Here is a 21,661-nt window from a genome sequence, read left to right as displayed (position 1 = left end):
GGGAAGGGCGTGGCACGGCCACGCCCGGGGAAGGCCAGGGTCAGAACCACTGGCCGAAGCGGCGGATGTAGAGGGTCTTCATGGTCTGTGCGGTGAGGCAGTAGCAGAGCAGCGTCGCCACCAGCCAGGGGAAGTACTCCCAGGGCAGCGGCACCAGGCCGACCATGGCACCCAGCGGCGAGAACGGCAGGTAGATGCCCAGCGCCATCACCAGGCCGGTCATCAGCATCACCGGCAAGGCGGCGCTGCTCTGGATGAAGGGCACCTTGCGGGTGCGCAGCATGTGCACCACCAGGGTCTGCGAGAGCAGGCCCTCGATGAACCAGCCGGACTGGAACAGCGCCTGTATTTCCGGGCTGTTGGCGGCGAACACGAACCACATCAGCGCGTAGGTGGTGATGTCGAAGATCGACGAGGTCGGCCCGATCCAGAGCATGAAGCGGCCGATGTTCCTGGCGTCCCACTTGCGCGGTTTGGCGAGGAACTCCTTGTCCATGCGGTCCCAGGGCAGCGACAGCTGGGAGATGTCGTACATCAGGTTCTGGATCAGCAGGTGGATCGCCAGCATCGGCAGGAAGGGAATGAAGGCGCTGGCCACCAGCACCGAGAACACGTTGCCGAAGTTGGAGCTGGCGGTCATGTTCAGGTACTTCATGATGTTGCCGAAGGTCTCGCGGCCCTTGATGACGCCCTCCTCCAGCACCATCAGGCTCTTTTCCAGGAGGATGATGTCGGCCGATTCCTTGGCGATGTCGGTGCCGCTGTCCACCGAGATGCCGACGTCGGCATCGCGCAGGGCCGGCGCATCGTTGATGCCGTCGCCGAGGAAGCCGACGGTGTGGCCGTTGGCCTGCAGGGCCTTGAGCACCCGCGACTTCTGCAATGGGGTGAGCTTGGCGAAGACGCTGCGTTCCTCCACCAGGCAGCGCAGGCTGGCGTCGTCCAGCCGGTCGATGTCGCGGCCGAGCAGCGGCTCGCCCACTTCCAGGCCCACTTCGCGGCAGATCTTCGCGCTGACGATGGGGTTGTCGCCGGTCAGCACCTTCACCGCCACGCCGTTCTCGCGCAGCGCGGCGATGGCCGGGCCGGCGGTTTCCTTCGGCGGGTCGAGGAAGGTCAGCAGGCCTTCGATGACCAGTTCGCGCTCGTCCTCGGCACAGTACTGCGGCCTGGCCTCGGCGCGCGCCAGGCGGCGGGTGGCGACCAGCAGCACGCGGAAGCCATCGCGGTTGTAGCGCTCGGCCAGCGCCAGCAGGTCCTGGCGGCGCGCCTCGTCGAGGGGCGCCTCGACGCCGTCCTGGCGAATCCGCGCGGCGCTGTCGAGCATCTCTTCCACGGCGCCCTTGCATACCAGCAGGTGGTCGCCGCCGCTGTCCTCGAGGATCACCGAGAGGCGCCGGCGCACGAAGTCGAACGGCAGCTCATCGACCTTGCGCCAGGCGTTCGGCGGGCTGAAGTCCGGGTTCTCCTCGGCGAAGCGCACCACCGCGCGGTCCATCAGGTTCTTCATCCCGGACTGGTGGAAGCTGTTCAGCCAGGCCAGCTGCAGCACCTGTGCGCAGGGCCGGCCGGCGCTGTCGACATGTTGTTCGAGGATGATCCGGTCCTGGGTCAGGGTGCCGGTCTTGTCGGTGCAGAGCACGTCCATGGCGCCGAAGTTCTGGATGGCGTTGAGGCGCTTGACCACCACCTTGCGCCGCGACATCGCCACCGCGCCCTTGGCCAGGTTGGCGCTGACGATCATCGGCAGCATTTCCGGGGTCAGGCCCACGGCCACCGCCAGGGCGAACATGAAGGCCTCGGCCCAGTCGCCCTTGGTGAAACCGTTGATCAGCAGCACGATCGGCACCATCACCAGCATGAAGCGGATCAGCAGCCAGCTGACGCTGTTCACCCCACGGTCGAAGGCGGTCTGCGCGCGGGAACCGACGATGGAGCGCGCCAGGGAGCCGAAGTAGGTGCGCGAACCGGTGGCGACGACCACGGCGGTGGCGCTGCCGCTGACCACGTTGGTGCCCATGAAGCAGATGTTCGGCAGCTCCAGCAGGTCGTGCTGGTCGGCGGCCAGGCGGCTGGCGGACTTCTCCTGCACCGCGCCGAGGGTGTCGTACTTCTCCACCGGCAAGGCCTCGCCGGTGAGCACGGCCTGGCTGATGAACAGGTCGCGGGACTCGATCAGGCGGATGTCGGCGGGAATCATGTCGCCGGCGGAAAGGCGCACGATGTCGCCCACCACCAGCTCGGCCATGGGGACCTCGCGCAGTTCTGCGCGCATCCCGTGGGTCTCGCGGCGCAGCACGCTGGCGGTGGTGCGCACCATGGCCTTGAGCGCCTCGGCGGCCTTGGCCGAGCGGTATTCCTGCCAGAAGCGCATCAGGCCGCTGGCCAGGACCATGGCGAGGACGATAGTCACGCCGGTGAGCTCGGTGTCCTCGCCGCTGCGCAGCGGCAGCCAGAAGTCGGTGAAGAAGCTGATCGCGGCGAGCGTCATCAGCACGTAGATGAAGGGGTTGTTGAAGGCCTGCAGCAGTTGCAGCAGGGCATGGGGCGGGCGGTCGTGGGCCACCTCGTTGGGGCCGTCCTGGTGCAGGCGGGCCAGGGCTTCGGCCTGGTCGAGGCCGTCGGTGCGGCTGCGCACGTTGGAGAGGGTGGTTTCCAGGCTGTTCTGCGCCTCGCGGGCGGCGCGCATGGACAGCCTGTCGTTGCGGCGCTCGGCATCGAGCCGGGTATCTTGCTGGGTCGCTACGCTCATGACTTCGTGTCTCCTGTCGCGAGCTGCGCGACAGCGACACGAGTCGGCTACCGGTCAGGTGACGGGCAGCGGCGTGCCGGGTCGCGGTGCTCGCGATCGGTCAAGGGAAAGATGCGGAATTCGGCAGGAGGCCCACTGCGCGCGGCCGGGGCGACGCGCAGTGGGCCGACTTGGTGGCTCGTCCATGGCAGGCTCCTTGGGTTGGGACACGGGACCGGAACGTGTCCGGCGAAGGCGGCGCAGCGGGGGTCAGCCGATCCGCACCTTGACCAGCCAGCGGCTTTCCAGGCGGCCGCTGGCCGGGCTGACGCGCCAGACGAGGATGTCGTCCGGCGTGGCAATCGGGTCGCAGCGGGCGGGTTGGGTACGGACACGCATCCGCGCCAGGAAGGCGGATACGCCGGGAGAAATCGAAGGTCTTGCGTTCATGAATCACCTGTACCCGGCGCGCCGGTCACAGGCGAGAGGCACGGGATCAGCCCGGGAAGCCGCTCGACCGACCGGCCCGTTGCGGGCTCCGTCGTGCTTGGGTTGCATTCATCGACCCGACCCTCGAATGGAAGGCGGATCGGCATCTACTGGGGTTACTGTCCATGGCTCGCTTGATCGGGGAACAGAGGCGCCCTGCGCGCAGGGCCGGCGTTTTATAGGTGCGCCAGCCTGGAGGGTCAACCGGCGAAACGGCCATTTCCGGCATTTCAGATATTTCGTTCAGCAACCAGACAACTTCCCTACCCGGAATTACCGCTCGACAGACAGAGGCGTCCGCCCCGCTATACTGCGCCGCCTGACTGGAGCCCCCGATGAGCCCGTTCCTCGACGCCTGGCGGCATGCCCCGACCCACAGCAAGGTCTGGGCCCTGGCCGCGCCCATGATCCTCTCGAACCTCTCCGTGCCCATGGTGGCGCTGGTGGACAGCGCGGTGGTCGGCCATCTGCCCCACGCCCACCAGCTCGGCGCGGTGGCGGTGGGCAGCACCCTCTATACGCTGATGATCGGCGTGCTCGGCTTCCTGCGCATGGGCACCACCGGCTTCGCCGCCCAGGCCGCCGGGCGCGGCGATGGCGGCGCGCTGCGCCAGGTGCTGCTGCAGGGCCTGGGACTGGCCCTGGGGCTGGCGTTGCTGCTGGGCCTGCTGGCGCTGCCCTTCAGCGGCTTCGCCCTGGGGCTGATGGCGCCCTCGGCGGAGCTGGACCAACTGACCCGCGAATTCTTCCACCTGCGCCTGCTGGGGCTGCCGGCGGCACTGGCCAACTACGCGCTGGTGGGCTGGTTCCTCGGCACCCAGAACGCCCGCGCGCCGCTGGCGATACTGCTGGCCACCAACCTGATCAACATCGCCCTGGCGCTCTGGTTCGTACTGGGGCTGGACTGGGGCGTGGCCGGCGCCGCCAGGGCGGCGGTCACGGCGGAATGGTGCGGCGCGCTGCTCGGCCTGGCGCTGACCCGCGGCGCCCTGCGCCGCCATCCGGGGCGGATCGAGGCCCGCGCGCTGTCCCGCTGGAGCAGTTGGCGCCCGCTGCTGATGGTGAACCGCGACATTTTCATCCGCTCCCTGGCGCTGCAGCTGGTGTTCTTCCTGCTCACGGTGCAGGGCACGCGCCTGGGCGACGCCACGGTGGCGGCCAACGCCCTGCTGCTCAATGGCCTCTTGGTGACCGCCTACGCCCTGGATGGCCTGGCCCACGCGGTGGAAGCCCTGTGCGGCCACGCCATCGGCGCGCGGGACCGCGACGGCCTGCGCCGTTCGCTGCTGGTGGCCGGCGCCTGGTCGCTGATCGCCAGCCTGGCCTTCGCGCTGTTCTTCCTGGTCGGCGGCCGACTGTTCGTCGACCTGCAGAGCGACATCGCCGAGGTGCGCAGGGTGGCCCACATCTACCTGCCCTACCTGGCGGCGCTGCCCCTGGTGGCGGTCTGGAGCTACCTGCTGGACGGGCTGTTCATCGGCGCCACCCGCGCCCGCGAGATGCGCGACGCCATGCTGGTGGCGGTGATCCTTAGCCTGCCCTTGGGATGGGGGCTACAGTTTCTCGGCAACCACGGGCTCTGGCTGGCCTTCCTCGCCTTCATGGCGATACGCGGGCTCAGCCTGGGCTGCCTGGCGTGGCGCCTGCAGCGTCGCGACGCCTGGTTCGCCGCACGATAACGACAATGAAAACCTGATGACCTGAAGGAGTTTCCATGGGACAAGCCGTCGCCGCCTACCTGCATTTCCTCTCGATCTTCGTGCTCTTCGCCCTGCTCACCCTGGAGCACCGCCTGTTCAAATTGCCGCTGGACCTGGAGCGCGCCCGCAGCCTGGTGCGCATCGACATCGCCTACGGCATCGCCGCCGGGGCGGTGCTGGCCACGGGCCTGGCGCGGGTGATCTGGTATGGCAAGGGCCTGGACTACTACCTCGCCAACTCGATGTTCCACGCCAAGATGGGCCTGTTCGTGCTGATCGCCCTGCTCTCCGGCTTCCCCACCTTCGTCTTCCTCAACTGGCGCAACGCCCTGCAGGCCGGCCAGGTACCGCAGATCAGCCCCGGCAAGGCCAGGGCGGTGATCATGGTGATCCGCCTGGAACTGTTGCTGGCGCTGCTGCTGCCGCTGTTCGCGGTGCTGATGGCGCGGGGGTATGGGGTGATCGGGAGCTGAGCCCAACAGCGAGCCCGGGCAGGACTGCGTCCTGCTTGGCGAATGAATTCGCCCCTACAGAACTACGTCGGGGAAGGGCTCGGGGGCGAATACCGGGTTGAAGGACAGGCGCTCCCGGGCCTGCGCCAGGGCGGCCGCCACGGCGTCGTCGCCGGCGGCCAGGCCCTGCAGGTGGATGAATTCCACATGGTGCAGGCCGATGATGCCCAGCACGTGGCGCAGGTAGGGCGAGAGGAAGTCCATCTGCTTGGCCTTGGCCCCCAGGTAATGCCCCCCGGAACTCAGCACCACGAAGGTCGGCCGGTCCTCCAGCAGGCCGTCGCGCCGGCCGTCGTGGATCTCGAAGGTGCGGTGGATGCGCACCACGTAGTCCAGCCAGAGCTTCAGCGCCGCCGGCACCATGTAGTTGTGCATGGGGGTGGAGATCAGCAGGTAGTGGCTGGCCTCCAGTTCGCCGATCAGTTGCTCGGAAAGGGCGAAGTGCTCCTCGGCGCAATCCGACTTGCCCACCACCGCCTCGGCGTAGCCGGCACAGAGGGGCGGCAATGGCTCGCGCACCAGGTTGCGCACGATTACTTCGGCCTTGGGGTGGATGCGCCGGGCCATCTCCCGGGCCAGTTGGCCACCGGGCGAGGCCAAGTCGTTGGGGCTGCATTCGAGCAAGAGGACGCGCGGCATGGTGGAGCTCCCGACAGATTGAGAAAGGCTGGCGGACATGAAAGCGCCGGACGGGAAATTTTGCCAGGGGGTTGGTCGGGTCATTCGTAGGTTGGTGCCGAGCCGCCGGCGAAGCATTTCGCGAATGAATTCGCTCCCACAGTCGTAGGGTGGAAATCGCTTTTCATTTCCACCATTCGGCGTCCAGCCAGACCACCGACGGTGGACCGATAAAGCGTGGTCCACCCTACGGCTTCGCACGCTCGAATGAAAAAGCCCGGCGCGGAGCCGGGCTTCTTCGATCTGACTGATCAGGAGGAGAGATACGAGGAGCGGGTCAGCCCCAGCCGCAACGCATCGATGTACTGGGTACGTTCGCGCGGGCTCAGCTTGGCGCTGGCCACCTTGTCGCGGTAGAGCGCCATCAGCTCCTCGGGGGACAGGTGCACGTAGCGCAGCATGTCTTCGATGGTGTCGTGGGTCTCGATGCCGGCGTGGTACACGCTGCCGTCGTCATGCTGGTAGACGTTCACCGAGTCGGTGTCGCCGAACAGGTTGTGCATGTCGCCGAGGATTTCCTGGTAGGCGCCCACCAGGAACACACCCAGGAGGTATTCCTCGCCAATGCGCACTTCGTGCACCGGCATGCTGGTCTCGATGCTCTGCTCGTCGATGTACTGCTTGATCTTGCCGTCGGAATCGCAGGTCAGGTCCTGCAGCACGGCGCGGCGCAGGGGTTCCTCGTCCAGGCGGTGCAGCGGCAGGATCGGCAGCACCTGGCCGATCGCCCAGGTGTCCGGCAGGCTCTGGAACACCGAGAAGTTGCAGATGTACTTCTCCGCCAGCTTGTCGTTCAACTCGTCGAGCACCTGGCGATGGGAGCGCTGACGCGCCTTGAGCTGGTTGTGCAGGCGGCGGCAGATGGCGAAGTAGGTCTGCTCGGCCAGGGCCTTCTCGGCCAGGGTCAGCTTGCCCTCGGCATACTGGGTGGCGGCGTCGCTCATGTAGTGGGTCGCGCGCCAGTAGGTCTCGGTGACCATCTCGGCGTCGGTCGGCGCCAGGAGCTCGGCGAGCCAGCGTACGGCCTCGGGCAGTGCCTCCATATCCTCGATCTTCGGCACTTCGTCGTTGTGCCGCTCGACGTCGGTCACCTGCATCACCAGCACGGCGTGGTGCGCGGTCATGGCACGGCCGCTCTCGGAGAAGATGTGCGGGTGCGGCAGGCCCTGGGCGTCGCAGAACTCCTTGAGCATGCCCACCACCACGCCGGCATAGTCGTCCATGTCGTAGTTGATGGAGCTGGCATTGCGCGAGTGGGTGCCGTCGTAGTCCACGCCGAGGCCGCCGCCGACGTCGATGTGGTCCACCGGCAGGCCGAGGTTGCGCAACTCGGCGTAGTAGCGGATGGCTTCCTTGAAGCCGTGCTGGTAGTCGGCCAGGTTGGCGATCTGCGAGCCCATGTGGAAGTGCAGCAGGCGTACGCCCTGGTCCAGGCCGGCCTTGCGGAAGCGCTCGACCACCGAGAGGATCTGCGCGGCGGAAAGGCCGAACTTGGACTTCTCGCCACCGGTATCGGCCCACTTGGACGAGGCCAGGGACGACAGGCGCACGCGCAGGCCCACCTGGGGCGCGACCTTCAGCTCGGCGGCGACGTCGATGACGTACTCCACCTCGGCTTCCTTCTCGATGACGATGAAGACGTTGTGGCCGAGCTTCTGCCCCATCAGCGCCAGGCGGATGAATTCGCGGTCCTTGTAGCCGTTGCAGACGATGGTGCCGCCCTTCGGCGCCAGGGCCAGCACGGCGAGCAGCTCGGGCTTGGAACCGGCTTCCAGGCCGATGGAGACGTTCTGCGTGGCGATGATGTTTTCCACCACCGCTTCCTGCTGGTTGACCTTGATCGGGTACAGGGCGGTGTAGCGGCTCTGGTACTCCAGGCGCTCGATATTGGCGTCGAAGGCTCCGGTCAGCTGGCGAACGCGGTCCTGCAGGATGTCCGGGAAACGTACCAGCAGCGGCAGCGACAGGCCCGCCTCGCGCAGGTCGCCGACGAGATGGAAGAAGTCCACCGGCGCGCTGCCGGCCCCTCTCGGCCGCACTTCGACGCGGCCGGCCTCGTTGATGGCGAAATAGCCGGCGCCCCAGTGGCGAATGCCGTAGACACTGCGGCTGTCGGCCACGGTCCAGCTGGTGCCATCGTCCTTGCGCGTGCGTCGTGCAGACATCGGTTTCCCCCTGTGGGATGAAAAGGGCCACACCCGCCGGATCGTGCCGGGCGGGCCTGGTCAGGTTAATTCGGTCGTGTGACGTTGGAGTGTTGACCGCCGCTGTGACGGTCAGTTTAGAAAGCCGTGGCTCAACCGCCGGATTTCTTGGCCTTGAAGCCGCGCTTGGCGAGCTCTTCAAGCAGCAGGTCCACGTGGTCGCCCTGGATCTCGATCACGCCGTCCTTCAGGGCTCCACCGGTTCCACAGCGACGCTTGAGCGCACTGGCCAGCTCCTTCAGGGCGTCTTCGGCCAGCGGCACGCCGCTGACGGTGGTGACGGTCTTGCCGCCACGGCCCTTGGTTTCACGGCGCACGCGGGCAATGCCGTCGCCAGCAGGCACTGTGGCTTGCTTGCAGATGCAGGCATCGATGGGCTGGCGGCATTCCGGGCAATGCCGGCCGCTGTCGGTGGAGTACACCAGGCCGCCGAGGGCGGCAAAGGACGAAGCTTTCTTGACCACCGGCTTTCCTCGTAGGGGTCAGGATAGCGACTGGTCGGCGGGGGCCGACCGCGAAGCCCCACTCTGGCAGGGGCAGCGCTGCCTGGCCGGGAGGCCAGGGTTGAAAGGCGGCGAAATTTAGCAGCATTCGCGGCGAATGCTAAGTACGAAAATGCGCCATTGATCGACAGATTGGCGACCTCGTTCGGCATCCCGCACGAAAGGGTCCGGGATATCGCACAAACCCGCGCCTGGCGCGGGTTTGGCGAGTCCGGCCAGTTGCTTTTCATGTAGGGGCGAATTCATTCGCCAAGCAGACCGAAGGACTGCCGTCCGGGGTCAGGGGTCTGCTACGCAGCCCTTGGCGATTGCAATCGCCCCCACCAAGAGCCTCTCCTACAGAGAGGCCTGGTACAGCTTCAGCGCCTTGAGGGAGTCCGGGCAGCAGGGACTCAGGGCCAGGGCTTCGTCCACCGTCATGAAGCGCGCTTCCAGCACTTCTTCCGGCTGCAGCTTCAGCGGGTCGTCGGAGACGGCGGAGAACACCGCGCCCCAGAGGCGATTGCCCGGCTCGTCGAAAAAGAAGCGGCCATGCTCGCGCAGGACAACCCCGGCGATGCCCAGTTCCTCTTCCAGCTCGCGGGCGGCGGAGGGGGCGTAGTCCTCGCCTTCCTGCACCATGCCGCCGGCGGCCACGTCCCAGTAGCCCGGGTAGAGCGCCTTGCTCAGGGTGCGGCGGTGCACGCAGAGCTGGCCGGCGGAGTTGAACAGGAGGATGAAGGTGCCCCGGGAAATCAGCCCGCGCTCGCGCAGTTCGGCGCGCGGCAGGCCGCCGAGGGGGCGGTCCTGCTCGTCGACCCAGGCCACCCGCTCGGCATCGGAGGCGGCGCGATGGGCCGCCTCGCGTTCATCCATGGCCATCAGCCCTGCTCCAGCAGCTGGCGCAGGTCGATCACCGCGGCGTTGGCGCGGGAGATGTAGTTGGCCATCACCAGCGAGTGGTTGGCCAGCACGCCGTAGCCGCTACCGTTCAGCACCATGGGGCTCCACAGGGGCTCCTGGGCGGCTTCCAGCTCGCGGATGATCTGACGCACGCTGATGGTGGCGTTCTTCTTCGCCAGCACGTCGGCGAAGTCGACTTCGATGGCGCGCAGGATGTGCGACAGCGCCCAGGCCTGGCCACGGGCTTCGTAGAAGACGTTGTCGATCTGCAGCCAGGGGGTCTCGACGATTTCCTCGCTCACCGCCGGCACCTGGCCGGAGGCCGCCGCGGCCTCGGGGCTGATATCGGTGTTCAGGCGTACCCGGCCGACGCTGGCGGACAGGCGCTGGGACAGGGAACCGAGGCGGGTGGCGACGTCGCCCAGCCAGTTGTTCAGGTTGTCGGCGCGGGTATAGAACTGCGCATTGGGCTGGTTGGGATCGGCCAGGCGGGCGAGGTAGCGATCCAGGGAACGGATGCCCTCCTGGTACTCGGCCTCGGAGGCGGGCAGCGCCCAGCTCTTGTTGTCGAAGTTGAAACGCGGCTCGGCACGGGCCAGGTCCGGATCCTCGGTGGACTGGGACTGGGAGCGGGCGAAGTCCTTGCGCAGGGCACGGGACAGGTCGCGCACCTGGACCAGCACGCCGTATTCCCAGGCGGGCATGTTGTCCAGCCAGAGGCCCGGCGGTGCCAGGTCGTTGGAGAGGTAGCCGCCGCTCTTGTCCAGCAGGGTCTGGGCCACGCCCTTGAGGGTTTCCACCGTGGTATAGCCGCTGACCATCTGCCGACCGGCACGGTCCGCGGCGGCCTGGGCGTCCTGCTGCACGGGGAAGAGATCGGGTTCGCGGCTCCAGTACCAACCCACCACCATGCAGGCGAGCAGGTAGATCACCAGCAGGCTGCCGAGGGCCCGGCTCAGCCAGATACCGCCCAGATAGCTGCGCACGTCGTCAACCGAATCATCCACGCGCTCACGCGCGTCGCCCATCCGTTTCTTCCAGTCCAGCATGGCAGTGTCCTTCAACTCTCGATCAGCACGGGAAAGGTTCGGCCAGAATCCGCCGAGGGGGTCCTGGCCAGGTCCAGCACTATAAGGGAAGCGCGGGCGCAGCGCAGTGGCCGCGAGCCAAACCATCGTCCGGGGCGCCGGTCCTGCAATCCTCCTGGTCGCAAATTGACGGAATCTATCCGGGACACGGGGCGATACCGCGGCAGATGGTACTGGCGTGCCTGCGACAAGGTGATAGCATGAAGCCACCATCCGGGTCGCCTCCAGGCGCCCCTCCCAAAGAAGCCGGGCCATGACCGAGCACGAAGATCCCAGCCGCGACCGACTCAAACACCACTTCGCCCAGCGGGTGATCAACCAGGCGCGACAGGTGCTGGAAATCTGGCAGCGCCTGCAACGCAGTGAATGGAGTGCGGCCCGCATGGCCGAGCTGGCCGAGGCCAGCCTCGACCTGCAGCGCTACGCCGACCGCTTCGAGCAGACCGAGCACAGCCGCCTGGCGGTGGCCATCGGCAACTGCCTGCGCGCGGTGGAAGCGAACCGCGGACGGCTATCCAGCGACCTGATCACCGAGCTCAGCCTGCTGATGCAACGCCTGTCGCGCACCGGCCTGCGCCATGGCGACCAGTTCGAGCAGACCTTCCTGCCGCCCCTGCGCAAGCCGGTGTACCTGGCGCTGCAGAGCGAGGAGCGCGCCCTGCGCCTGATCCAGCAGCTGGAATTCTTCGGCCTCAACGCACAGCTCTTCGGCAGCGCCAGCGCCTTCCGCGCGGCCATGGCCGAGCGGCATCCGGCGGCCATAGTGCTGGAAGTGGACTTCGCCGGCCCCGGAATGGGCCTGGACCTGGCCCATGAAGCCCAGCAGGGGCTGGAGCTGAAGCTGCCGATCATCTTTTTCAGCCACGAGGAAACCGATGCGCCGACCCGCCTGGCCGCCGTGCGCGCCGGGGGCCAGGAGTTCTTCACCGGGGCCCTGGACGCCTCCAGCCTGCTGGAGAAGCTGGAAACCCTGACCCGAACCGCCCACTACGATCCCTTCAAGGTGCTGATAGTCGACGACTCCCGCGCCCAGGCCACCCATACCGAACTGATCCTCAACTCCGCCGGCATCGTCACCCGGGCGATCACCGAGCCGGTGCAGACCCTGCTCGCCCTGGCCGACTTCCAGCCCGACCTGATCATCCTCGACATGTACATGCCCGAGTGCCAGGGCACCGAGCTGGCCAAGGTGATCCGCCAGCACGAGCGCTACGTCAGCGTGCCGATCATCTACCTGTCGGCCGAGGACGACCTGAACAAGCAGCTGGATGCCATGAGCGAGGGCGGCGATGACTTCCTTACCAAGCCGATCAAGCCACGGCACCTGATCGCCACGGTGCGCACCCGCGCCAATCGCGCCCGCAGCCTGAAAGCACGCATGGTGCGCGACAGCCTGACCGGCCTGTTCAACCACACCCACACCTTGCAGCTGCTGGAAGACGCCAGTTCCCGCGCGCGCCGGGATGGCAAGCCGCTGTGCTTCGCCATGCTCGACATCGATCACTTCAAGAAGGTCAACGACACCTACGGCCACCCCATGGGCGACCGCGTGATCAAGAGCCTGGCCCTGTTCCTCAAGCAACGCCTGCGCAAGACCGACCATATCGGGCGTTACGGCGGCGAGGAGTTCGCCGTGGTACTGCCCGACACCGACCTGGCCGCCGCCCGGCGCGTACTGGAGGAGATCCGCCAGCGCTTCGCCGAAATCCGCTATCCGGCGCAGCCCCACGACCTGTCCTGCACCTTCAGTTGCGGCATCGCCCAGCTGCAGGACGGCCTCGACATCAACCAGCTGTCCAAACAGGCCGACGAAGCGCTCTATCGCGCCAAGCACGGCGGACGCAACCGGGTGGAACCGCAGCAGGACTGAACCGCCGCCGTCACGGGACTGTCACCAAACAGCAATATCATCTGGCCATCTCTCAGAGCCGGTCCAGGGTCGCACAGGCGAGCGCGGGCGGGCTATCGGAAGTCTGCGAGGACCGGATGCGCCTGAAACTGCTCACCAACCTGATTACCCTGCTGCTGGTCACCGTGTGCCTCGCGCTGGGGGCCACCCTCTGGTGGTCGCAACGCGCGCTGGAGCAGCCCTACCAGTTGATGGAGCAGTACCTGGAATTGGCCCAGCGCTTCCGCGGCGAAGTGGTGGACAACGTCCAGGCCTACCTGGGCAGCGGTGACGCCCTGCGCCATAGCGCGGCCAGCCAGGGCATCGACAGCCTGGAGCGCCGCCTCGGCCAGTTGCCCGCCGAATTCACCCGGGAACTGCTGCCCAGCTTCAATGAACTGCGGGAATTCACCCGCGGCGAACTGCTGGCGGCGGGCAAGCTGGCGGGCGATCCCCAGGGCCTGCTGATCCAGGCCGAGCGGGAGATCGCCGCGGCCCTGGACCAGCTCGACCAGTACGCCGCCTCGGCCAGCGCCCCGGCCGCCGGCGACTATCGCGCGCCGTTGTTCGCCGCGGCCCAGCACCTCAACCGTCTCAGCCAGGCGCGCGCCAAGCTGGTGGCCAGCGGCCGCGACGAACTGGCCGCCGACGCCCAGCGCGAACTGGAAGCCCTCGGCCGCGACAGCGCCCGGCTGGAACAGCTGCCCCTGCTCGGTGTGGCCGACAGCAGCGGCTCGGCCGCCGACGACTTCGCCGCCATGATGGGCCTGGAAAGCAGCAGCGAATCCGGCCAGGCCGAGGATCGCGGCATCGCCCTCAAGCGCGAGCTCGCCGGCCTGCTCAAGCGCTACCCCGGTGAACTGGCGCGTACCCGCGAGCTGATCCAGCGCCGCGCCGGCCTGAGCGAGGCCACCGCCCGGCGAGTGGACGCCCTGCAAGCCGCCCTGGCCGCCCTGGAACCGGCAGTGCGCGCCGAGCATGGCCGCATCCAGGCGGAGGTACGCCTGATCCAGGGCCTGATGATCGGCCTGATCCTGCTCATCGCCCTGTCCATCGACCGCATCCAGCGCCGCCTGACCCAGGTGCTCGGCCGCCTGGTCGATGCGCTGGGCGCCTGGGCCGCGGGCGATTTCAGCCGCCCCATCGCCCTCGGCTCCGCCACGACGGACCTGCGCCGCATCGAGGATTCCCTCAATCGCCTGCGGGATTACCTGGGCGAGCTGGTGGGCACCATCCGCCAGCACGCCGAGCAGGTGGCCGGCAGCAGCAGCGCCCTGGCCGACCTGAACAACGGCCTGCATGCCGGCGCCGAGCACCAGGCCGGCGGTACCGCGCAGATCCGCGACGCCCTGGGCGAACTGGAAAGCACCATCCAGCAGGTGGCCGGCGACGCCAGCCTGGCCGCGGATGCCAGCCGTGATGCAGGACGCGCCGTGGAACAGGGCCAGAGCGTGATCGACCAGAGCCTGGCCGGGCTGCATCAACTGGTGGGCGAAGTGCAGAACAACGCCCAGGCGGTGGAACGCCTGGCCGAAGAGACGGAAACCATCGACAAGGTACTGACGGTGATCCGCGGCATCGCCGAGCAGACCAACCTGCTGGCCCTCAATGCCGCCATCGAAGCCGCCCGCGCTGGCGAGATGGGCCGGGGCTTCGCCGTGGTGGCCGAAGAAGTGCGCTCCCTGGCCCTGCGCACCACAGGCGCCACCAGCGAGATCCAGCAGCTGATCGCCCGCCTGCAGCAGGCGGCCCGGCAATCGGTGGACGCCATGCGCATCCAGGTCGAGCATGCCGAAGCCAGCGCCGAGCAGGCCTCTGCGGCCGACGGCGCGCTGGTGGAAGTGGTCAGCGCCATTCGCACCATCGCCAGCATGGCCGAGCGCATCGCCGACGCCACCGCCCAGCAGAGCAGCGCCGTGAGCGAGATCCGCGACCACAGCGAACAGATCCACCAATTGGGCGGCGACAACCTGGCGCGCATCAGCGCCAGCCGCAACCAAGGCGAGCGCCTGCTCGAACTGGGCGGGCAACTGCATACGACGGTCAAGGCCTTCCGCGTGTGAGGCGCGACCTATTGTCGCGCCCAGCTCCCCTGCACAAGGTTACGGCGGGCGTCAGCCCGCCTCCCATTCCGAAGACAAAACCGCTTACAGCCGGGAACCTGCAGGAAAGGCCCGAGGTTCGCTATGATGCGAGCAATTTCTGATCAAGAGCCCCCTATGCGCCGCCTGCTTAGCCTGATCCTGCTGCTGGTCGCCCTGCCCGCCGCCGCAGGGTTGCTGGACAACCGTCCGAACCCGACCCTGGGCGCTCCCCTGAACAACAGCGGCGATTTCCTGCCGGTGCGCGAAGCCTTCCGCCTCAGCCTGGTGGAGAGCACCCCCACCTCGGTGAAGCTGCGCTTCACCAATGCCGAGGGCTATTACCTCTATCGCCACCGCTTCCAGTTCCGCGCCGAGCCCGCCGACAGCGGCCTGGGGCAAGCGGTGCTGCCGCCGGGCAAGCACAAGAACGACCAGTATTTCGGTGACGTCGAGGTGTACTACGGCGTGCTGGACGTCGACCTGCCCGTGGACCCGGCACGCACGGCGCCCAGCGAATTGCGGGTCACCTACCAGGGCTGCGCCGACAAGGGCCTGTGCTATCCGCCGGAAACCGAGGTACTGAAACTGGCCGACGGCCCGGCCTCCGGCGACGGCGGCCAGACCGGAAGCGCTGCCGCCGGCAAGGCCTGGAGCTGGCACGAGCTGGCGCTGTTCTTCCTCGCCGGCCTGGGCCTGACCTTCACCCCCTGCGTACTGCCGATGCTGCCGATCCTCTCCGGCGTGGTGTTGCGCGGCCAGGCAGGGGGCGGCCGCGGCCTGGTGCTGTCGCTGGCCTACGTGCTGCCGATGGCGGCCTGCTTCGCCCTGCTGGGCGCACTGATGGGCGTGTTCGGCGCCGAACTCAACCTCCAGGCGCGGCTGCAGTCGCCCTGGGTGCTGGTGCCTTTCGCCGGCTTCTTCACCCTCTTCGCCCTGGCCATGTTCGGCCTCTACGAGCTGCGCCTGCCACGCTTCATCAGCGCTCCGCTGGACACCCTGGCGGGCAGCACCAAAGGCGGCTCGATCTGGAGCGCGGCGCTGCTCGGTGTGCTCTCCAGCCTGCTGGTGTCGCCCTGCGTCTCGGCGCCGCTCGCCGGCGCCCTGCTCTATATCAGTGCAAGCGGCGACGCCCTTGGCGGCGGCCTGAAACTCTTCGCCCTGGGACTGGGCATGGGCGCGCCCCTGGTGCTCTTCGCCACCGGTGGTGGCGCCCTGCTGCCCAAGGCCGGCCAATGGATGGTCGCCGTGCGCAACGCCTTTGGCGTGCTGCTGCTGGCGGTGGCCGTCTGGATGCTCGAACGGGTCCTGCCCGGCCCGCTGGCGCTGGGCCTATGGGGCCTGCTGGCCGGCGGCGTGGCACTCTTCCTCGGCGCCCTGGAATTCACCCCCAAGGCACCCCGCGCGCGGCTGGCGCAGCTTGGCGGCCTGGTCCTGCTGGTCTATGCCGTGGCGGCCTGGGCCGGCGCCCTCAAGGGCGAATCCGATCCGCTGCACCCGCTGGGCCGCGCGCACCTGGTTGGTGCACCGGCCGCCGTGCCGGCCGCCGGAGAGTGGCAAACCATCAAGACCCCCACGGAGCTCACCGGCGTCCTCGCCGAAGCCAAGGCCGCTGGCCAGCCGCTACTGCTGGACTGGTACGCCGACTGGTGCATTAGTTGCAAGGTCATCGAGCGTGAAGTCCTCACCGCCACGGAGGTGACCTCGCAGCTGGGCAGCTACCGCCTGATCCGCTTCGACATGACCGAAAGCAACGCCGAACAACGGGCGCTGCTCGACCGCTACAAGCTGTTCGGACCGCCAGCCATACTGTTCTTCGATGGCAAGGGTGACGAGTTGGCCGCCCTGCGTGTCGTAGGTGAAGTCGATGCCAAGGCCTTCGCCGTTCGTCTGCAACAGGCAAACGCATCGCGCTGATGCGTGTAACGTCATATATTTGCCGTAAACACCGGGCATCATGTCGACTATTGTTGACAACTGGACAGCCATTTCAGCTATCCGGCATAGTGCCGCCTGCCCTCTAACAAGGAACAAACAGCATGGCCACCCTGCTCGTCCTGCATGGCCCCAACCTCAACCTGCTGGGCACCCGCGAACCCGACAAGTACGGCGCCACTACCCTGGCCGAAATCAACCAGGACCTGGAGCGCCGCGCCCGCGAGGCTGGCCATCACCTGATGGTCCTGCAGAGCAACGCCGAGTACGAATTGATCGATCGAATCCACGCCGCCCGCAGCGAGGGAGTGGACTTCATCATCATCAATCCTGCTGCTTTCACGCATACAAGTGTCGCCCTACGTGACGCGATGCTCGCTGTGAGCATCCCATTCATCGAAGTGCACCTGTCCAACGTGCACAAACGAGAACCTTTCCGCCATCACTCCTACTTTTCCGACGTTGCCGTGGGAGTGATCTGCGGTCTGGGCGCCACCGGCTACCGCCTGGCCCTGGACGCGGCGCTAGAACACCTTGAACGCCCCTGACCTCACCCCCTGGGAGTTGATGATTAATGGATATCCGTAAAGTCAAGAAACTGATCGAACTGCTGGAAGAATCCGGTATCGACGAACTGGAGATCCGCGAGGGCGAAGAGTCCGTGCGCATCAGCCGCCACAGCAACAAGGCCATGGCCGCCCAGCCGATCTATGCCGCCGCCCCGGCACCGATCGCAGCGCCGATCGCCGCTGTCGCTCCGGCCGCCGCCGAAGCTGCTGCCCCGGCGGCGCCGAAGCTGAACGGCAATGTGGTGCGCTCGCCGATGGTCGGCACCTTCTACCGTTCGCCGTCCCCGACTGCCGCCTCCTTCGTCGAAGTCGGCCAGAGCGTGAAGAAAGGCGACATCCTGTGCATCGTCGAAGCCATGAAGATGATGAACCACATCGAAGCCGAAGCTAGCGGCGTGATCGAGTCCATCCTGGTGGAAAACGGTCAGCCGGTTGAGTACGACCAGCCGCTGTTCACCATCGTCTGAACCGCGGAGAGCCTGCGATGTTGGAAAAAGTCCTGATCGCCAACCGTGGCGAGATCGCCCTGCGCATCCTGCGCGCCTGCAAGGAACTGGGCATCAAGACGGTGGCGGTGCATTCCACGGCCGACCGTGAGCTGATGCATCTGTCCCTGGCCGACGAGACCGTATGCATCGGCCCGGCTTCGGCAGCCCACTCCTACCTGAACATCCCGGCGATCATCAGCGCCGCCGAAGTCACCGGCGCCACCGCGATCCACCCGGGTTACGGCTTCCTCGCCGAAAACGCCGACTTCGCCGAGCAGGTGGAGAACTCCGGCTTCGCCTTCATCGGCCCGAAAGCCGACACCATTCGCCTGATGGGCGACAAGGTATCGGCCAAGGACGCCATGAAGCGCTCCGGGGTGCCGACGGTCCCGGGCTCCGACGGCCCGCTGCCGGAAGACGAGGAAACCGCCCTGGCCATCGCCCGCGAAGTGGGCTACCCGGTGATCATCAAGGCCGCCGGCGGCGGCGGTGGTCGCGGCATGCGCGTGGTCTACGAGGAAGAAGAGCTGATCAAGTCGGCCAATCTGACCCGTACCGAAGCCGGTGCGGCCTTCGGCAACTCCATGGTCTACCTGGAGAAGTTCCTCACCAACCCGCGCCATGTCGAAGTCCAGGTCCTCTCCGACGGCCAGGGCAACGCCATCCACCTGGGCGACCGCGACTGCTCCCTGCAGCGCCGCCACCAGAAGGTACTGGAAGAAGCCCCTGCTCCGGACATCGACGAGAAGGCCCGCGCCGAGGTGCTGGACCGCTGTGTCCAGGCCTGCATCGAGATCGGCTACCGCGGCGCCGGCACCTTCGAGTTCCTCTACGAGAACGGCCGCTTCTACTTCATCGAGATGAACACTCGCGTGCAGGTGGAGCACCCGGTCACCGAAATGGTCACCGGTGTCGACATCGTCAAGGAGATGCTCAGCATCGCCGCCGGCAACAAGCTGTCGATCAAGCAGGAAGACGTGGTCATCCGTGGCCATGCGCTGGAATGCCGGATCAACGCCGAAGACCCGGACAACTTCATGCCCTGCCCGGGCAAGGTGACCTACTTCCACGCCCCGGGCGGCAACGGTGTTCGCGTCGATTCGCACCTGTACAGCGGCTACGCGGTTCCGCCGAACTACGACTCGCTGATCGGCAAGCTGATCACCTACGGCAACTCGCGTGACGAAGCCATGGCGCGCATGCGCAATGCGCTGGACGAGATCGTCGTCGACGGGATCAAGACCAACATCCCGCTGCACCGCGACCTCACGCGCGACAAGGGTTTCTGCAAGGGTGGGATCAACATCCACTACCTGGAAAAGAAACTCGGCATGGACAAGCACTGACCGTCTGAAAAGACGAAAAAAGCGCTGAAGGCTGAAGGCCGGACGGAAAGCGGATAATCTTGCCGCCTTTCGTCCAGCCTCCAGCCTTCAGCCGTTTTCACGAGGTTCGTTATGCCCTGGTTACAAGTTCGTCTCGCCATCACTCCGGAACAGGCGGAAACCTACGAAGACGCCCTGCTGGAAGTTGGCGCCGTCTCCGTGACCTTCATGGACGCCGAAGACCAGCCGATCTTCGAACCGGACCTCGGCACCACCCCGCTCTGGTCCCACACCCACCTGCTCGCCCTGTTCGAGGCCGATACCGACGAAGCCAGCCTGGTGGCGCACCTGGAGCTGCTCACCGGTGGTGCGCTGCCGGTGCACCAGATCGAGCGCATCGAGGACCAGGATTGGGAACGCAGCTGGATGGACAACTTCCAGCCCATGCGTTTCGGCCGCCGCCTGTGGATAGTGCCGAGCTGGCACGCCGCTCCCGAGCCGGACGCGGTGAACCTGCTGCTCGACCCGGGCCTGGCCTTCGGCACCGGTACCCACCCGACCACCGCGCTCTGCCTGGAATGGCTGGACAGCCAGGACCTGGCCGGTTGCGACGTGCTGGACTTCGGCTGCGGCTCGGGCATCCTCGCCATCGCCGCCCTGCTGCTGGGCGCACGCCAGGCGGTGGGCACCGACATCGACCCGCAGGCCCTGGAAGCCTCCCGCGACAACGCTTCGCGCAACGGCATCGACCCGGCGCGCTTCCCGGTCTACCTGCCCGCCGACCTGCCGCAGCGGCCCGCCGCGGTGGTAGTGGCCAACATTCTCGCCGGCCCGCTGGTGTCCCTGGCCCCGCAGATCACCAGCCTGGTGGCGCCGGGCGGGCGCCTTGCGCTGTCCGGCATCCTCGCCGAGCAGGCCGAGGAGGTGCGCGCAGCCTATGCTGACGCCTTCGACCTCGACCCGACGGCGGAACAGGACGGCTGGGTGCGCATCAGCGGCGTGCGCCGCTGATACGCTGAAAAACCCATGGATCGAGTAAAATAGCCATAAGTTTCCACCGGATCGCCGCATGACCGACAGCTACGTCACTCAGTGCCCGCATTGCCAGACCAGTTTCCGCGTCAGCCGCGCCCAGTTGGCGGTGGCCCATGGCGCCGTGCGCTGCGGAGCCTGTCTGCACGTGTTCAACGCGGCGCAACAGCTGCTGGCGACCCAGGGCCAGGCGCCGACCCGCGCGACCGAGAAACCCAAGGCGTCCCCAGCGCCCGCCGCCGCGCCCAGGCCGGCGCCAGTACCGGTTCCCAGCGTCGCCACCGTGCTCAAGCAGCCCACGGCATCACAGCCCGCGCCGCCTGCCGCGCCCCCGGCCAGCGACGGCCGCTGGATCCACGACGACCTCGACCTCGACAGCCTCGATCTGGACGAAGAGCTCGCCAAGCTGGAACAGGAAGAGCGCCGCCTGTCCCGCGACCTGCTCGGTCCGGAGGCGCCGGTGCGCACCGAGGAACAACCGCCCGCCCAGCAGGACGAAGAGTGGGCCGAGGCCCTGCTGGAGGCCGAGGAACCCAAGACCGCAGCGGAACCGGACTTCGAGCCGGAACTCGAACCGGATCTCGAACCGCGGATCGAGCCGGAAACCGAACTCGAGCTGCGCGCCGCCCCCGTCGCCGAGCCGATCAGCCGCACCCCGGCCGAGCCGCCCCGCCCGGCCCCGCGTACCGAGCCCAGCCTGTCCATGGACCTGGTCGAAGACGAGCCGGGACCGGACTTCAGCCTCGGTTCCGCCCGCGACGACGAACCCGAAGACCTGGGCGACGAGATCGACGACGATCGCGACGAACCCGCGGTCTCCGCCGCGCCGCGCCATCAGCCGCGGCGCAACGAGCCCGGCCTGCGCGAAGAAGGCCTGCTCAACCTCAACGACGAACCACTGCAGCTGGACTGGCAGGAAACCAGGCGCCCCTGGGGCCGCCGGATCGGCTGGCTCCTGCTGACCCTGGCGGCTGCCCTGGCCCTGGCCACCCAGTACGTCTGGTATCACTTCGACGAATTGGCCCGGCAGGACCAGTACCGCCCCTGGTTCCAGCAGATCTGTCCGGAAATCGGCTGCCAGCTGCCCTCCAAGGTGGATATCGACCTGATCAAGAGCAGCAACCTGGTGGTACGCAGCCACCCCGAGTTCTCCGGCGCCCTGGTGGTGGACGCCATCCTCTACAACCGCGCCGCCTTCGCCCAGCCCTTCCCGCTGCTGGAACTGCGCTTCGCCGACATCAATGGCCAACTGCTGGCCAGCCGTCGCTTCAAGCCGGGCGAGTACCTCTCCGGGGAACTGGCCGGACAGGCGGAAATGCCCCCGCAAACCCCTATCCACATCAGCCTGGACATCCTTGACCCGGGGACCAAGGCGGTGAACTACAGCCTCAGCTTCCACTCCCCCGAATAGGCCGAAAGCGCCGGAATCCGGCGCCTCCAGGCTATCTCTAACTCACGGTGATAAGGGCGCCGCTGTTCAGAATTTGTTCAAAACAGCCTTTATCCGGTCACCGAGAGCGGGTATCATGCCCACCCTTTTTCGAACTCCCCACTGA

The 21,661-nt window shown here is 67.2% G+C and carries 17 protein-coding genes; 10 read left to right on the top strand and 7 right to left on the bottom strand.

What is annotated here, in order from left to right; all coding sequences use genetic code 11:
• Positions 1-40: 40 nt before the first annotated feature.
• Both mgtA and ACFPU0_RS15525 read right to left on the bottom strand, forming a co-directional pair.
• The gene (mgtA, locus tag ACFPU0_RS15530; RefSeq protein WP_377694006.1) at positions 41-2,752 is read right to left on the bottom strand and encodes a magnesium-translocating P-type ATPase; all 2,712 of its coding nucleotides are present in this window, start codon (positions 2,750-2,752) and stop codon (positions 41-43) included.
• Between the two features lie 249 nt (positions 2,753-3,001).
• Positions 3,002-3,181 (bottom strand): hypothetical protein, encoded by a 180-nt coding sequence (locus ACFPU0_RS15525; RefSeq protein ID WP_377694004.1) that lies wholly within the window; start codon positions 3,179-3,181, stop codon positions 3,002-3,004.
• A 374-nt stretch (positions 3,182-3,555) separates the two neighbouring features.
• Here ACFPU0_RS15525 and ACFPU0_RS15520 point away from each other — a divergent pair, with 374 nt between their 5' ends.
• Positions 3,556-4,899 (top strand): MATE family efflux transporter, encoded by a 1,344-nt coding sequence (locus ACFPU0_RS15520; protein WP_377694002.1) that lies wholly within the window; start codon positions 3,556-3,558, stop codon positions 4,897-4,899.
• 35 nt (positions 4,900-4,934) lie between these two features.
• Positions 4,935-5,393: a DUF2214 family protein gene (locus ACFPU0_RS15515; RefSeq protein WP_377694000.1), complete on the top strand. Its 459-nt coding sequence runs from the start codon at positions 4,935-4,937 to the stop codon at positions 5,391-5,393.
• Positions 5,394-5,447: 54 nt separating this feature from the next.
• Here the strand turns inward: ACFPU0_RS15515 and ACFPU0_RS15510 are convergent, their stop codons facing one another.
• From ACFPU0_RS15510 to ACFPU0_RS15490, 5 genes are all read right to left on the bottom strand, one after another.
• The gene (locus ACFPU0_RS15510) at positions 5,448-6,071 is read right to left on the bottom strand and encodes an FMN-dependent NADH-azoreductase (RefSeq protein WP_377693998.1); all 624 of its coding nucleotides are present in this window, start codon (positions 6,069-6,071) and stop codon (positions 5,448-5,450) included.
• A gap of 290 nt (positions 6,072-6,361) precedes the next feature.
• The gene (gene speA, locus ACFPU0_RS15505) at positions 6,362-8,275 is read right to left on the bottom strand and encodes an arginine decarboxylase (protein ID WP_377693996.1); all 1,914 of its coding nucleotides are present in this window, start codon (positions 8,273-8,275) and stop codon (positions 6,362-6,364) included.
• Positions 8,276-8,406: 131 nt separating this feature from the next.
• Entirely contained in the window at positions 8,407-8,778 is a 372-nt protein-coding gene (locus ACFPU0_RS15500; protein ID WP_377693994.1) for a translation initiation factor Sui1, read from the bottom strand.
• A gap of 375 nt (positions 8,779-9,153) precedes the next feature.
• Positions 9,154-9,678 (bottom strand): NUDIX hydrolase, encoded by a 525-nt coding sequence (locus ACFPU0_RS15495; RefSeq protein ID WP_377693992.1) that lies wholly within the window; start codon positions 9,676-9,678, stop codon positions 9,154-9,156.
• Positions 9,678-10,748: a DUF2333 family protein gene (locus ACFPU0_RS15490; RefSeq protein ID WP_377693991.1), complete on the bottom strand. Its 1,071-nt coding sequence runs from the start codon at positions 10,746-10,748 to the stop codon at positions 9,678-9,680. The genes ACFPU0_RS15495 and ACFPU0_RS15490 overlap by 1 nt, the downstream gene beginning before the upstream one ends.
• Before the next feature lie 292 nt (positions 10,749-11,040).
• Between ACFPU0_RS15490 and ACFPU0_RS15485 the strand changes: the two genes are divergently transcribed.
• The 8 genes from ACFPU0_RS15485 to ACFPU0_RS15450 all read left to right on the top strand — a co-directional run bounded on the left by ACFPU0_RS15485 (position 11,041) and on the right by ACFPU0_RS15450 (position 21,516).
• Positions 11,041-12,657: a diguanylate cyclase gene (locus ACFPU0_RS15485; RefSeq protein ID WP_377693989.1), complete on the top strand. Its 1,617-nt coding sequence runs from the start codon at positions 11,041-11,043 to the stop codon at positions 12,655-12,657.
• A gap of 116 nt (positions 12,658-12,773) precedes the next feature.
• Positions 12,774-14,738, top strand: a complete 1,965-nt coding sequence (locus ACFPU0_RS15480; protein WP_377693987.1) for a methyl-accepting chemotaxis protein — start codon at positions 12,774-12,776, stop codon at positions 14,736-14,738.
• Between the two features lie 156 nt (positions 14,739-14,894).
• Entirely contained in the window at positions 14,895-16,673 is a 1,779-nt protein-coding gene (locus ACFPU0_RS15475) for a protein-disulfide reductase DsbD (RefSeq protein ID WP_377693986.1), read from the top strand.
• Between the two features lie 122 nt (positions 16,674-16,795).
• Entirely contained in the window at positions 16,796-17,239 is a 444-nt protein-coding gene (gene aroQ / locus ACFPU0_RS15470) for a type II 3-dehydroquinate dehydratase (RefSeq protein WP_377693985.1), read from the top strand.
• Between the two features lie 26 nt (positions 17,240-17,265).
• On the top strand, positions 17,266-17,727 hold the full coding sequence (accB, locus tag ACFPU0_RS15465) for an acetyl-CoA carboxylase biotin carboxyl carrier protein (protein WP_377693984.1): 462 nt from the start codon (positions 17,266-17,268) through the stop codon (positions 17,725-17,727).
• A gap of 17 nt (positions 17,728-17,744) precedes the next feature.
• Positions 17,745-19,094 carry an acetyl-CoA carboxylase biotin carboxylase subunit gene (gene accC / locus ACFPU0_RS15460; protein ID WP_377693983.1) on the top strand — a complete coding sequence of 450 codons (1,350 nt, stop codon included), beginning with the start codon at positions 17,745-17,747 and terminating at the stop codon, positions 19,092-19,094.
• A 111-nt stretch (positions 19,095-19,205) separates the two neighbouring features.
• Complete coding sequence (gene prmA, locus ACFPU0_RS15455; RefSeq protein ID WP_377693982.1) at positions 19,206-20,084, top strand: 50S ribosomal protein L11 methyltransferase; 879 nt, start codon at positions 19,206-19,208, stop codon at positions 20,082-20,084.
• A 58-nt stretch (positions 20,085-20,142) separates the two neighbouring features.
• Positions 20,143-21,516, top strand: a complete 1,374-nt coding sequence (locus ACFPU0_RS15450) for a DUF3426 domain-containing protein (protein ID WP_377693980.1) — start codon at positions 20,143-20,145, stop codon at positions 21,514-21,516.
• Positions 21,517-21,661 lie beyond the last annotated feature (145 nt).

It is taken from the genome of Pseudomonas sp. GCM10022186, from assembly GCF_042656385.1.
GTDB lineage: Bacteria > Pseudomonadota > Gammaproteobacteria > Pseudomonadales > Pseudomonadaceae > Metapseudomonas.
This window is presented reverse-complemented; position numbering and strand designations above follow the sequence as displayed.

Bases quoted from the DNA above. Each gene is read 5' to 3' on its own strand.
- speA (WP_377693996.1), bottom strand. From the start codon at position 8,275: ATGTCTGCACGACGCACGCGCAAGGACGATGGCACCAGCTGGACCGTG.
- ACFPU0_RS15520 (WP_377694002.1), top strand. From the start codon at position 3,556: ATGAGCCCGTTCCTCGACGCCTGGCGGCATGCCCCGACCCACAGCAAG.
- ACFPU0_RS15515 (WP_377694000.1), top strand. From the start codon at position 4,935: ATGGGACAAGCCGTCGCCGCCTACCTGCATTTCCTCTCGATCTTCGTG.
- ACFPU0_RS15495 (WP_377693992.1), bottom strand. From the start codon at position 9,678: ATGGCCATGGATGAACGCGAGGCGGCCCATCGCGCCGCCTCCGATGCC.
- prmA (WP_377693982.1), top strand. From the start codon at position 19,206: ATGCCCTGGTTACAAGTTCGTCTCGCCATCACTCCGGAACAGGCGGAA.
- ACFPU0_RS15450 (WP_377693980.1), top strand. From the start codon at position 20,143: ATGACCGACAGCTACGTCACTCAGTGCCCGCATTGCCAGACCAGTTTC.
- ACFPU0_RS15480 (WP_377693987.1), top strand. From the start codon at position 12,774: ATGCGCCTGAAACTGCTCACCAACCTGATTACCCTGCTGCTGGTCACC.
- ACFPU0_RS15525 (WP_377694004.1), bottom strand. From the start codon at position 3,181: ATGAACGCAAGACCTTCGATTTCTCCCGGCGTATCCGCCTTCCTGGCG.
- ACFPU0_RS15475 (WP_377693986.1), top strand. From the start codon at position 14,895: ATGCGCCGCCTGCTTAGCCTGATCCTGCTGCTGGTCGCCCTGCCCGCC.
- ACFPU0_RS15510 (WP_377693998.1), bottom strand. From the start codon at position 6,071: ATGCCGCGCGTCCTCTTGCTCGAATGCAGCCCCAACGACTTGGCCTCG.
- mgtA (WP_377694006.1), bottom strand. From the start codon at position 2,752: ATGAGCGTAGCGACCCAGCAAGATACCCGGCTCGATGCCGAGCGCCGC.
- ACFPU0_RS15485 (WP_377693989.1), top strand. From the start codon at position 11,041: ATGACCGAGCACGAAGATCCCAGCCGCGACCGACTCAAACACCACTTC.
- aroQ (WP_377693985.1), top strand. From the start codon at position 16,796: ATGGCCACCCTGCTCGTCCTGCATGGCCCCAACCTCAACCTGCTGGGC.
- ACFPU0_RS15490 (WP_377693991.1), bottom strand. From the start codon at position 10,748: ATGCTGGACTGGAAGAAACGGATGGGCGACGCGCGTGAGCGCGTGGAT.
- accC (WP_377693983.1), top strand. From the start codon at position 17,745: ATGTTGGAAAAAGTCCTGATCGCCAACCGTGGCGAGATCGCCCTGCGC.
- accB (WP_377693984.1), top strand. From the start codon at position 17,266: ATGGATATCCGTAAAGTCAAGAAACTGATCGAACTGCTGGAAGAATCC.